Raw genomic sequence first — 12,192 nt, 5'->3', positions numbered from 1 at the left:
GGTATTCACTACACCCGAATTGCAAGTGATCATTGGGACAGTTTCATCACTGCTTTTAAAAACTGCAAGCAAAGTATTGGTAAGTTGTTTACTGTAGGAATTGAAGGTAATAATTGCAAAATAAGGCATCGAATAAGGCGTGGTTTTAGAAGAAGTTGCAATTTCTCCAAAAAGCTTGAAAACCATTTTAAAGCCTTCGACTTAACCTTCTTTTACATCAATAATGGCTTCATTTAATGTCAGCATACTTTTTAAAACACCACCACTTTTTGTTCCAGAAAAAGCTTACAAAAGATGCTTCACACTTTGATAAGAAAATAATTGAAAAATTACCATTCGGAGAAATACCATGGAAAAACCGTTACTTTTCATCACCCCTGGCTACGGAGAAACTTTGCTGAACGCATTGCATTATTCTCAGGCACTAAAAATTGGCAATTGTGTCGAAACATCTGGTCAGGGTGGCTGGAATGATGATTTAAAGATACCAAACTCTCTTGAGGAAGAGATCGCCCAGGCATTTATTAACGTGGAGCGCACTCTTGCGACTGCAGGCGCCAGCTGGGAACAGGTTGTTCATGTTAACTCCTATCATGTTGGCGGTTTCCCCCCAATAGTGAACAAGACAATGACCAGCCTGTATCGCCATTATATGCCTCACCGGGCTCCAATATGGACACAGTTGGGAGTTGAGTCTTTAGGGCTGCCGGAGATGCGTATCGAAATACGGGTCACAGCCATCATTCCATAAGGTGACTATAAAGCTACTTTATCGGTTGACCGTTTAGTGATCAGCAGCATTAGCTTTAGATAGCCAGGTTGATAAAGCTTAGTCAACAATAACATTCAAAGCCTCCGGACCGAAACCTGCCATGGAGTCATAGAACAAACGAAGGAGGCCAAAGCAATTCAATTAACAGTATCAGCAAGGACAGGAAAAGCCAAAAGCTTATAAACACAGCTAAAACTCAAATCAAGCAGGTAACTATTGTACAAAACAACACCAATGCTACAGGGATAACTTCAAGTCTGACAGATCTATGCTAGAGTTAAATCAACGGCTTAATTCATTTTTCCATGCAGGATCTTTGAAAAATGCAGCAGAAAAACGGAGAAGCATATGACCATTAGTTTAGCTCCAACAGCTATTGCAGAAACCACACTAAAAGATCCTGCTGAAGCAGATCAGAACCTGCGGGATATCACTGAACTGGCGCGTTATATCTGCGATGTGCCGGTGGCTATAGTGACGCGAATCGATGACACAAAGCTGAATTTAATTGCCAAAGTTGGTATTTCAGGTACCTCTGTATTAATTAAAGAGTCCTTTTGCGTGTATGCCATGGAAACACCTGATGCGGTAATGGTGGTCCCTGACGCGACTTTAGATCCCAGATTCAGTACTAATGCGATGGTGGTTACTGAGCCTGGCTTCCGATTTTATGCTGGCTCGCCGCTGATTGATCCCGAAGGTGTAGTGATAGGTACAATTTGTGTCTATGATCATGTGCCTAAGCAGCTGAATCAGCGGCAGATAAGCTCTTTACAGGCTCTGTCCAGGCAAGTGATCGCCATACTTGAACTGAAAAAAGTCGGCGAACAACTACACAAAACCAGCATGACAGATGCATTGACAGGGGTAAACAACAGACGAGCATTTGACCTCAGGTTTGAAGCTGAATTTGCTCGCAGGCAAAGAACAGGCCAGTCATTTGTGTTGGCGCTGATTGATATTGATCACTTTAAAAGTTTTAACGACAGCTATGGACATGCCGAAGGTGATCAGGCACTGAGCCTAGTAGCAGGTCTGTTTCAGCGCAACAGCAGGAACTATGACTTTTTCGCCCGTTATGGTGGTGAAGAGTTTGTGCTGATCTTGCCAGGCACAGACATCGTGTCGGCCAATAAAACACTGGAAAAATTAAGGCTGGTAGTGGCTAACCATGAATGGCCATTACGACAATTAACGGTCAGCATCGGTTTGGCCAGCGCTGATTTATTTAACGACAAAAAGCAGTTGCTCGAAGCCGCCGATCAGATGTTATACAAAGCTAAAGCCCAAGGCCGCAATCAAACCAGTGTGTTCTGTTAATTTGAGGGGGATCACCTAACAACTGGTAGATAAGCTGGTCTCATATGGGCAATAATTAGTCCGTTTAAATACATCGGTAAAATGCCACTTGCACAGCTTCTTTGTACACTGTGGGACTCTATTTAAAGTTGGCCGGCACATTGATTGCGTAGCGAAAATAGAGTGCTTTAGCCAGCACAATTTCAGATTAGCCGATTCGGTAAGCTTTCTGCATTTGCGGAGACAACTTTTTTAACCAGTTTGAAAGACTGAAGCCTTTTCTGTCGGTACTATTCAATTTAGTAAAATACAGATGTTCATCCCAGCGAGGACCGAAATCTACTTCAGCAAGACTTACAAGCTGTTTGTTTCTGCGAAGACGATGCTTTTGATGGTAATCTTCGGCTGGCCAAAAATAACCATTTTGTTGTCCGGCTTCAATCACCTCGGGAGACTTATCCTTTCCAATCGCTTGGATCAGTTCTTCAGTGACTTGTTTTTGCTCCTGATCAAAGACAAAAAGTATCTGGCGATACTGACCCTGCTTTCTGACATGAACAAACCATGACTCAAAACCTCCAAGAAGTTCTCTATAGCTAATTTGGTCTTTATCGTAGATCACTCTGACGACTTCGGCGTGTCCCTTGATGTTGCGGTAACTCGGATCCAGAGTTGATGCTCCAGCGTAGCCAACACGTGTTTGCACTACTCCCGGCGTCCCTCCAAAATTTGAATCCGGTCCCCAAAAGCAGCCCGTGCCAAAAACCGTTTGACTAAGTTTTCCGGTTTTCAATGCTTCTTCGATAGCTTCAGGGGTTGCAAATTCATAGCTTTCAACACCGTCTTCTTTATTCATTTTTAGATCCGACATATTTTTCTCCTAACTTTCAAGAATTGTAGCCACTCCCATTCCTCCCGCCGTGCAAACGACGATAAGGCCACGTTTTCCAGGACCAGCTGAGTGCAGTATCTTTGCTAAAACTCCGACGATCTTAGCGCCAGTAGCCGCAAACGGATGCCCAAGGGCAATGCTACTTCCACGGACATTTAGCTTCGAGCGGTCAATTTTTCCGAGAGGCTCTGATCGTCCCAAACGTGTTTTGCAGTATTCAGCAGACTCCCACGCCTTCATCGTGCAGAGCACTTGTCCAGCGAACGCCTCGTGAATTTCGTAAAAATCAAAATCCTGAAGCTTTAAGCCGTTTCGCTTCAATAATTCACTGACCGCCACAGTTGGAGCCATGAGCAAACCTTCGCCAGCGACGTAATCCACGGCAGAAGTATGAGAATCCACAATCTTGGCCAACAGCGGCCAATTATTCTTTTTAGCCTCTTCTTCGGAAGCCAAAAGAACGGTGGATGAGCCATCTGTGAGCGAGCTTGAATTTCCCGCCGTCAAAGTCCCTTTTTCTGATTTATCAAAAACAGGTTTTAACTTCGACAATTTTTCCAAAGTTGTATCAGCACGCAAAATTCCATCGGTCTTATTTCCTTGGAATGGAAAGACGAGATCATCATAAAACCCATCTTTATATGCTTGAGCTGCATTTCTGTGACTTGCCAGCGCTAACTCATCTTGCTCTTGGCGAGAAATATTCCACTCTTTAACCATGAGTTCGCAATGCTCACCCATTGATTTTCCGGTGCGTGGCTCAACCACTGCGGGCAACACTGGCTTTAGATCGCTAGGTTTAATTCCTAAAATGATTTTTACTTTCTCACCAAGCGTTCTGGCAGAATTCAACGCAATCAATTTTCTTGCGAAAGTTCGACTAACCATAATGGGCAAATCGCTGTTGCTATCAACACCGCCCGCAATGCCACTTTCAATTTGGTGGCTAGAAATTTTGTGAGCAATCTGAATCGTATTTTCCAAGCTCGTTCCGCAAGCACGTTGCACGTTATATGCCGGAGTGTTTGGATGCAAACCGGAGGATTGAACGACTTCACGAGCCAAATTCCAGTTAGCCGAGCTGTGCATGACAGCTCCTAAGGCTACATCGCCCACAGTTTTTCCTTCCAAGTTATATCTATCAACTAAACTCTTTAGGCTCGCCGTCATTAGTTCTTCACTTGAGACGTCTCGATATGCGGTCATAGATTTCATAAATGGAATCCGAGCTCCACCTACGATATAAACGTTTCTCGTTTTCATAATTTCACCTCCGGCTTTGTGTGCCGTTCAAAAACTTCTCCGACCTTCACGTCGTACGATTCAAAAATGTAGTCTTTGCCAAGCATCTTGGCTTTTTTGTGTTCGGGATGCTTATCCCAAGCATCGAAAGCTTCTCTGGTAAGGAACTCGACAATTAGAACATCTTCACCGTTAGGAGAAGAAAACCGCTCATGGCTTCCGTAACCAGGAATGGCTTCGACAAGCGCGGACATCTCGGCGTATCTTCTTTCAAACTCCCCACCGTGCTCCTTGGCAACACGACTGCGGAAAACTGCTATAATCATTGATCTGACTCCTTACTAAGCTAATTACAATCCTCAAAAAAAAGATCTCGTTAATTTATCGAAGCTTCCAACCACTTGTCAAGGTCCTTGAACTTGGGGTTTCTCAGCTTCTTTGTCCCAACCAGTATTGTCGGGAAATTTAACTTTCCAGTAGTATAAAGGGATCGCAGTTCATCAGCTGCCGCGTCGTCTTCGTGAACATCTAAAAAATCAAACTCGATTCCTTTTTCTTTCAAGTACGACTGGTAAATCTTGGTTTTATGGCAGTCTTTATGACCGAACAGCTTGATCAACACACAACGGCTTCTTTTTCCAAAAGGTTCACTTTCATAAAACTCCTCAATTTAAAAATTATTCTACAAACTTCAATGACTCAGAGTTAATGCAGAATCGGACCCCTGACGGCTCAGGGCCATCTGGAAAAACGTGCCCCAGATGGGCTTCGCACACATTGCATAACACTTCGATTCTGCGCCCGTACGTCGTATCCAGTTCATATTGAATTACGTTGTCGGCGACAGGCTCAGAAAAACTCGGCCATCCCGTTCCCGAATCGAACTTTAGGTTCGAGTCAAAGAGTTCGGTGTCGCAGCCCACACAGGCGTACCTTCCAGCTTCATAAAATGAACAGAGTTCTCCGGTGTGCGCGCGTTCGGTGCCTTTCATCCGCATGACCCGAAATTGCGCTGGCGTCAGAATTTCTTTCCACTCTTCCTCGCTCTTTTCTACTTTTTTGGGAGGCGCGGGAGTGCCGTTATCCAGGTAGTTGTAAATGCTTTTCCAATTGAACATATATTTGCTCCTTTATTTTAGGGTTCACTCTTTAGCTATCAATCCACGAGAAGAAGTCTGTAGCACTACCAATGAATTCTCCATCCACAAAAACTTGCGGTACAGTTTGGAGATTTGTTCTTTCCTTCAACTCCAGGTAAGTCTTCGGATCGTCGTCTACGCGAATTTGTTTGAAATCGACCTTTTCAGCAGTTAGGTAATTCTTCACGCGTGCGCAAAATGGACAATGGTCTTTCGTATAAATAACAACATTCTTAAGTGCTTTCATTTTTTCCTCGTTCATTTGGTTCATGATTTAGTCTCTTTCAAAATGGCAAGAGTATCCGCTGGGATTCCTCTGCAAATAGTTTTGATGATATGCCTCAGCGTCGTAGAATTCTTTTTCCAAGGCGACGGTCGTAACTACTTCATTCTCGAAGCGACCGATCTCATTGACCTCCTCAATCACGTTTTCGATAATCGCTTTCTGGGCATCGTCACGATAGAACGCAGCAGAGCGATACGAAGATCCAACATCATTCCCTTGGCGATTCTTCGTAGTTGGATCATGGATCTTGAAAAAGTAATGTAGAATCTCTTCGAGAGATATTTCGTCTGGGTCGTATTCCACGCGAACAGCTTCGGCGTGACCCGTTTTCCCTGTTTTAATATCGGCGTAGGTAGGATCATCAAAATCTCCGCCAGAGTAGCCCACCTTTGTTGACGTCACGCCGTCCAGATTCCTAAGGAGGTCTTCAAGACCCCAAAAACACCCTCCGGCAACGATCACATAATTTAGTTTCATAAAGCCTCCTTGGTTTTTATCTATTTACTGATTAAACTGACTTTACAGCATGTATAATAGATATAACATGCCCAGTAGTTCGTATAATGTGACTTATTAGACAGTTTGCGTAGGAGCTAAGTATGGATGTTCTCAGTGAGATTTTAGATAAGGTAGAGCTTACTAGTAGCTACTGGTATAGAACATCATTTGCAGGAGACTGGGGCATCAGTCTCCCGCAGGAAGAGAATCTAGCGAGATTTCACATCGTGACCCATGGCGAGTTTTGGTACGAGGTGCCAAAACTTAAACTTAAGGCTTTGGCGGAGCAAGGCGATATTTTGATTTTATTCAAAGGGATGGAGCACACCATGACCAGTGCACCAAAAATCAAGGCCGAGCCCGCGGTCGAATTTAGATCCAAGGCCAACCTCACTGAAACTCAAGTTCTGGAATATGGTGATCAGAGCAAGCTCAAAGCAAACGTCGTTTGCGGACATTTTTGTTTTGATGGCGGACCCGATCATCCATTCTTAAATTCGCTGCCAAACGTCGTGCATATCAAGAGTACTGAGAACTCCCACTCGCCTTGGCTTACCATGCTTTTAAGTATTATAGAGCAGGAAGCAAAATCAGGGCTTCCTGGAAGCAACACGCTAGTCAGGAAGCTGACCGAAATTATCTTCGTGCAAGCGTTAAGAATTCACATGTACAAATCCAACAAAAATGTAGGATTTTTCAAATTGATCGAAAATCCGCAACTCAGCAAATCCTTGGAAGCTATCCATCATAGTCTCGATAAAAAATGGGGTCTTGACGATCTCGCTGAGATTGCTGGAATGTCGCGTACGAACTACAGCGTTAAGTTTAAGAAACTGTCTGGCATGACACCTCTTGATTATTTAACCTATTGTCGGCTTGAAAAAGCGAAGCAGCTGCTTAAAGAAACCGGTAAATCTGTTCCTGAAGTGAGTGAAGCCATTGGGTATCCGGCACATGAACACTTTCAAAAATTATTTAAGAAAAAAATTGGCGTAACTCCTAGTGCTTATAGAAAGGAAAATTCTAAAATGGCGTAAAAATGATAATCTAAGACACAACTTCGACTTTCATCGCTGAGAGTTTATAAATCGTCTCCCACCACCGGTATCCATAAGCAGATAAACCGAGTTCTTGAAGCATTCCTGCTTTCAATGTCGTCGACGTGATCACGATTCGAGTTCAGATAACTACTCTGTTGATGAATACTCTCAGTTAATTGCTGCTCACCAGATTCCAACACAGCACCAGCGAGCTCGGCACATACGGAAGCAAAACCATAAAGCGCTTGATTATCACGGGTAAAATGCAGTGGCATCGTCTGGCCTTTTACATGGAGGGACCATTCCAAAACTCTATGTTTACCTTTTATTCGGCTACTGACAAATACCGTTTTACTGGTGCCGCTGGCGCCAATGACTAAAAAGCTGGTGATAGCCAGCCCTATCAGCGACCATAACTCAGGTCTCCCACTGAGTAACAGTGGGTTAGGCAAATGACTCCTCAAAACGAGTTCAGTACCAAGCGTCAACGCTGTTTTATAGACTGCTTGTTCTAATAATGGCGTTGCATCAACCAGTGACGCTTCAGCCTCACAGCTATAAGGTTCAGCGACAGCTGTAGCTCTCAACCATTCTGTTTCATGGGCAATTGCCAACAAATTTGACCAAATTCGAACCAGTGCCGCGATATGAATGGAGTTTTCATGAGCTAAGACAGTTTGATTAAGCTGTAGCTCAAGCTCCTGATGCCAATATTGGTACTGGCTAGTCAACAGTACAAATAACTCGGATTGAAGTAACTTATTAGTCGCTACCGGTTTTATCCTATTGGATATCTCATTGAAAAGTTGGATAAATTTTAAGTCTGCTTGTTGCTCACGCTTGAGCTGCTCTTGTTGTTGCTGCAGCAATTGCAAATCATATTCAATAGCCTGCTTAAAGAGTGTGAGTAAGGAACAGTGTTGTGATGCCCGGTCTGCGCTTGCCCGGTCCAACATACACAAAGTACCGAAAGTTTCTCCGCTAGGCCAAAGCAAAGGCAGCCCGTAGTAATAACTAAAGCCTGCGGCAAATGTCGGGTTATTGTTCTCGTATCGGGTACCGATTGCATTTTCAACTAGCAATGGCTGGTGACTGGCAATGACTTGGGAACAATAACTGTTTAGTGCCAATGGAATAGGTTCATCGCAATAAAAAGCTGGTTTCGACACACTGCCAACTGCCTGAACACAAATTTCGTTTTTATCTAATCGATTAATCAGCACGCAAGGCACTTCCGCGACTTGAGCCATCATGTTTACAATGCCCTGCCAGCGCTCTAACAGCAGTGCGATTTCTATGCTCAAATCTATTGCCACTTGTTCCCTCAATATTTAAATAGCCCCTTTTACTTTATTCAATCCTGTTGATCTCAAAGTATCAAGCAGGAAACGAAGTAATTGGTGTCAATCAGAACATCAGAAGCCTTGATGCGTTAAGCAGTGCACATAGGCGCGAAGTAAAGTGCTCAAGTCTGATTGTGGCAAGAAATTGTTACTTTGTCAGGGGATAGTCAACAAAGTACTACCGTGCGAATTGCTGGGCTGATGTTTAAGATAAATCTGCCACCAAAAGTTGAATCTGAGTAACGCAATTGAACATTTAAAAATGTAAAGCATTGAAATTTATATGGACATAGACAATCTAATTTGCCCTATATTTGCAGACATTCATTTTTTTCGTGAACCCTTAATTTCACAACTCTTTAAATCTGATATCCAAAGTCTGCATCCATACATACCCCCTACGTAAACTGTCTAATAAGTCACATTATACGAACTACTGAACATGTTATACCTGTTTTACACGCTGTAAAGTCAGGTACATCAGTAAATAGATAAAAACCAACGAGGCTTTATGAAACATAAATTATGTGATCGTTGCTGGAGGGTGTTTTTGGAGTCTCGAAGACCTCCTTAGAAATCAGGACGGCGTAACGTCAACGAAGATGTGTAGTGGCACTGAAATGGCGACTGCGCAAGACGTGAAGATGAGCTGTCTGATAGCAACGGATTATCAAGCAGAACCTTCTTAAATACAATTTATTCCACGCCAATACAGCGTGCTGTCTTTCAAATCACTAGGAGAAATTTATGTCACGTTTGAACACCCCTACCACAATCGACGCCGCGCCTACTGCTACCCATACCTCACTCAAGGCTGTGGAAAAACAACTGGGCCGCGTTCCTAACATGTTCCGCGTCGTTGCCAACAGCCCTGCTGCGCTGTCTGGCTACCTGCAATTGAGCGCAGCATCAGCACAGGGCGGCTTGGGTACAGCGACTCTTGAGCGTATTGCCCTAGCCGTCGCTGAGATCAACGGCTGCGATTATTGCCTTGCTGCCCATTCCTTCCTAGGCCGTAAGGTGGCCAAGCTTGATGATGCTGAACTCACTGCCAACCGCAGCGGTGCATCAAATGACCCTAAGGCCGACGCAGCCGTGCGTTTTGCTGCCGCCGTAGTCCGCCAGCGCGGGCAAGTCAGCAATGACCAGGTCCAAGCGGTGCTGAACGCTGGCTACAGTGATGCACATGTAGTGGATATTCTGTTGGCTGTTGCCCTGAACACTTTCACTAACTACGTTAACGAAGTGACACAGACCGAGGTCGACTTCCCGGCCGTTCAACCACTAGGCATTGATGTCTAATCCATTGGTGCTCAACTACAGCAATTACCTAAGTTAGGTTCGACTCGAGTAAACATATAGTTTTTCTCAAGAGTCATATCATTTTAGTGGGCTACATAGAGTGAGTCCACATGGCTAAAAATAATTGGAGATATAAGATGACTATTCCCGAAATTGAAAATGGTGTCCAGACTACCAATACCCTTAGTAATAATCTCGGTGCAAAAATCACTAAGTTTGGTATAGGTGGCATCTACGTTGCCATGACGATAATATATTTGTGGTTTGGTGGCATGAAATTCACTAGCTACGAAGCAAACGGTATACATGGTTTTGTTAGTAATAGCCCTCTGCTTTCGTGGATGTATAGCTTCCTCAGCATTCAAGGATTCTCAAATTTTCTGGGTGTGCTTGAAATTTCAGTTGGCCTGTTAATCGCTGCACGAGTTTTCTCCCCTAAGCTCGCAATCTTGGGCGGTGTACTTTCAACCGGACTCTTTTTTACGACATTGTCGTTCATGCTGACTACACCCGGTGTTTTTGAGGCATCTCTTGGGTTTCCTGCGATCTCTGTGGTTCCTGGCCAGTTTTTGCTAAAAGATTTAGGCTTGTTTGTCGTGTCTATATTTATCGTAGGTACATCACTTACAGCACTGGAGCACAAAACCAAATAAGCCGAACCCGAAACAACTATTAAGTTAGAGGGTTCCTAAACACATTAGAAACCCTTTATTTTTATCATTTAAAACACCTTTTATAAGTGCTTCAAGTACGTGCCTTACTAAATAATATCACTTCATTGGTCTTAAAAAGGCAAAATACAGTATTCAAAAACTGTAGTGGTCAACTATTTTTGGCCACATCGATATAGTCTGAAAAACGGTGCGTTCTTGAAACCCGAAATGAATAATGCACTCATTTTTTACTTTATGGCAATGCGTTGATATCTCGAAATTTTCGAGAGTCTCAGTTCCGTGATTGTCAGAAATGTCCGCTTTCAGTGAAAAGCGCCGATTTTGTCGAATCTCAGTGAATTTCAGCTTTTGGCACAAAGCCGAGATCCGACGAAGTGGTACTTTCCGTGAAAGTTGTGGTGCGATTAATTTGCAACACGTGGTAAGGAGCGGTTGCAATGTGGTGGTAAATTAAGTGCAATTAATCAAGAAGGTGAATCAATGAGTGAACAACTGAACTGTCAAAGCCGCATGGATGCGGCGACAACTCTGTACTTGCCGCAAATAACTATCCCCGTCCTGCTAAACCAATGACGTAACTCCTATCTCTCCCGACTTGTTGGAACAAGTCGCACTCACAAGGTGCAATTAAACACTGAACAAAAATTCATGGATGAATGGTTACCGCCGAAGGACTCGGCGCAAATAAAAAACGTACATACCATTATACACAGTATGTACGTTTGAAATTAAAGCCGCTGACGTTATATGTAAAGCCCTGTCACTCACTCACACGCGAATAGACACTGTTTTTACTATATACTCCAACAAGGGGGATTTTTATTTTATCTTAGTGTTAATTAAACACGTTCGATAATCGTCGCGATACCTTGACCTAAACCAATACACATGGTCGCAAGACCGATTTGTGTATCTTGTTGTTCCATTACGTTCAACAACGTGGTTGTAATACGTGCACCAGAACAACCCAATGGGTGACCCAATGCAATCGCGCCACCATTCAAGTTAATGATGTCTTGCTTGTCATAAACGCCTAGACCTTTCATGGCTGATAAGCCTTGAGCAGCAAATGCTTCGTTTAACTCGATGGTTTGGATATCCGCCATGCTTAAGCCAGCACGTTTAAGCGCTTTTTGAGTTGCAGGTACAGGACCATAACCCATGATTGCAGCGTCACAGCCTGCAACCGCCATAGAGCGAATCACAGCACGTGGTTTTAAACCAAGTGATTGAGCGCGTTCAGCAGACATCAACAACATTGCAGAAGCACCGTCAGACAGCGCAGAAGACGTTGCCGCAGTGACTGTACCGCCTTTCGGGTCAAATACAGGACGTAAACCTTTGAATGCTTCAAGGTTTGCATCTGGACGAATCACTTCATCGATGTCGCATAGGATTTTGGGTGGTGTTTTAAAAAGTATGCTGACATTAAATGAAGCCATTATTGATGTAAAAGAAGGTTAAGTCGAAGGCTTTAAAATGGTTTTCAAGCTTTTTGGAGAAATTGCAACTTCTTCTAAAACCACGCCTTATTCGATGCCTTATTTTGCAATTATTACCTTCAATTCCTACAGTAAACAACTTACCAATACTTTGCTTGCAGTTTTTAAAAGCAGTGATGAAACTGTCCCAATGATCACTTGCAATTCGGGTGTAGTGAATACCTAATTGTTTAAGCTTTGTCTTCAACCTTTGGACTGTAGCT

The 12,192-nt window shown here is 43.5% G+C and carries 16 protein-coding genes and 1 pseudogene; 7 read left to right on the top strand and 10 right to left on the bottom strand.

Features of this window, described 5'->3' with window-relative positions:
• The 3 genes from ACNPNW_RS02265 to ACNPNW_RS02255 form a co-directional block, all read left to right on the top strand.
• On the top strand, positions 1–237 hold a 237-nt coding region (locus ACNPNW_RS02265), incomplete at its 5' end, for an IS1 family transposase (protein WP_448766453.1).
• A gap of 112 nt (positions 238–349) precedes the next feature.
• Complete coding sequence (locus tag ACNPNW_RS02260) at positions 350–751, top strand: RidA family protein (protein WP_005028450.1); 402 nt, start codon at positions 350–352, stop codon at positions 749–751.
• Between the two features lie 369 nt (positions 752–1,120).
• Positions 1,121–2,092 carry a sensor domain-containing diguanylate cyclase gene (locus ACNPNW_RS02255; protein ID WP_005028453.1) on the top strand — a complete coding sequence of 324 codons (972 nt, stop codon included), beginning with the start codon at positions 1,121–1,123 and terminating at the stop codon, positions 2,090–2,092.
• Positions 2,093–2,279: 187 nt separating this feature from the next.
• Here the strand turns inward: ACNPNW_RS02255 and ACNPNW_RS02250 are convergent, their stop codons facing one another.
• The 7 genes from ACNPNW_RS02250 to msrA are packed head-to-tail and all read right to left on the bottom strand — an operon-like array spanning position 2,280 to position 6,107.
• Positions 2,280–2,942 carry a peptide-methionine (S)-S-oxide reductase MsrA gene (locus tag ACNPNW_RS02250; RefSeq protein WP_032056447.1) on the bottom strand — a complete coding sequence of 221 codons (663 nt, stop codon included), beginning with the start codon at positions 2,940–2,942 and terminating at the stop codon, positions 2,280–2,282.
• A gap of 9 nt (positions 2,943–2,951) precedes the next feature.
• A complete protein-coding gene (locus ACNPNW_RS02245; protein ID WP_000857678.1) occupies positions 2,952–4,226 on the bottom strand; it encodes an acetyl-CoA C-acetyltransferase in 1,275 nt (424 codons plus the stop codon).
• Positions 4,223–4,531, bottom strand: coding sequence for an antibiotic biosynthesis monooxygenase family protein (locus tag ACNPNW_RS02240; RefSeq protein WP_002122973.1), 309 nt, complete (start codon positions 4,529–4,531; stop codon positions 4,223–4,225). Before ACNPNW_RS02240 ends, ACNPNW_RS02245 begins: the two co-directional genes overlap by 4 nt.
• 50 nt (positions 4,532–4,581) lie before the next feature.
• The gene (locus ACNPNW_RS02235) at positions 4,582–4,827 is read right to left on the bottom strand and encodes a glutaredoxin family protein (RefSeq protein WP_032056445.1); all 246 of its coding nucleotides are present in this window, start codon (positions 4,825–4,827) and stop codon (positions 4,582–4,584) included.
• Positions 4,828–4,882: 55 nt separating this feature from the next.
• Positions 4,883–5,323: a peptide-methionine (R)-S-oxide reductase MsrB gene (msrB, locus tag ACNPNW_RS02230; protein WP_047472233.1), complete on the bottom strand. Its 441-nt coding sequence runs from the start codon at positions 5,321–5,323 to the stop codon at positions 4,883–4,885.
• Positions 5,324–5,354: 31 nt separating this feature from the next.
• Positions 5,355–5,615: a glutaredoxin gene (locus ACNPNW_RS02225; RefSeq protein WP_005403706.1), complete on the bottom strand. Its 261-nt coding sequence runs from the start codon at positions 5,613–5,615 to the stop codon at positions 5,355–5,357.
• Positions 5,616–5,618: 3 nt separating this feature from the next.
• Entirely contained in the window at positions 5,619–6,107 is a 489-nt protein-coding gene (gene msrA / locus ACNPNW_RS02220) for a peptide-methionine (S)-S-oxide reductase MsrA (RefSeq protein ID WP_047472235.1), read from the bottom strand.
• Positions 6,108–6,229: 122 nt separating this feature from the next.
• Between msrA and ACNPNW_RS02215 the strand changes: the two genes are divergently transcribed.
• Positions 6,230–7,165 (top strand): AraC family transcriptional regulator, encoded by a 936-nt coding sequence (locus ACNPNW_RS02215; RefSeq protein ID WP_005006248.1) that lies wholly within the window; start codon positions 6,230–6,232, stop codon positions 7,163–7,165.
• A 44-nt stretch (positions 7,166–7,209) separates the two neighbouring features.
• Here the strand turns inward: ACNPNW_RS02215 and ACNPNW_RS02210 are convergent, their stop codons facing one another.
• The gene (locus ACNPNW_RS02210) at positions 7,210–8,484 is read right to left on the bottom strand and encodes a hypothetical protein (RefSeq protein ID WP_005006246.1); all 1,275 of its coding nucleotides are present in this window, start codon (positions 8,482–8,484) and stop codon (positions 7,210–7,212) included.
• Between the two features lie 554 nt (positions 8,485–9,038).
• On the opposite strand from ACNPNW_RS02210, the gene ACNPNW_RS02205 reads away from it, so the two are divergent.
• From ACNPNW_RS02205 to ACNPNW_RS02195, 3 genes are all read left to right on the top strand, one after another.
• The gene (locus ACNPNW_RS02205; protein WP_223213851.1) at positions 9,039–9,200 is read left to right on the top strand and encodes a peptide-methionine (S)-S-oxide reductase; all 162 of its coding nucleotides are present in this window, start codon (positions 9,039–9,041) and stop codon (positions 9,198–9,200) included.
• 58 nt (positions 9,201–9,258) lie between these two features.
• Positions 9,259–9,813 (top strand): carboxymuconolactone decarboxylase family protein, encoded by a 555-nt coding sequence (locus tag ACNPNW_RS02200; protein WP_032056444.1) that lies wholly within the window; start codon positions 9,259–9,261, stop codon positions 9,811–9,813.
• Between the two features lie 110 nt (positions 9,814–9,923).
• Positions 9,924–10,466, top strand: coding sequence for a YkgB family protein (locus ACNPNW_RS02195; RefSeq protein ID WP_228711785.1), 543 nt, complete (start codon positions 9,924–9,926; stop codon positions 10,464–10,466).
• 860 nt (positions 10,467–11,326) lie between these two features.
• Here the strand turns inward: ACNPNW_RS02195 and ACNPNW_RS02190 are convergent.
• Positions 11,327–11,887 (bottom strand): annotated as a pseudogene (locus ACNPNW_RS02190) (acetyl-CoA C-acyltransferase); the annotation flags it as partial.
• Between the two features lie 28 nt (positions 11,888–11,915).
• Positions 11,916–12,192 (bottom strand): IS1 family transposase (locus ACNPNW_RS02185; RefSeq protein ID WP_141192740.1); only part of this gene is annotated, 277 nt, incomplete at its 5' end.

The organism is Acinetobacter endophylla (genome assembly GCF_053543775.1).
Note: the sequence above shows the minus strand (reverse complement) of the source record. Positions and strands in the feature narration are given on the sequence as shown.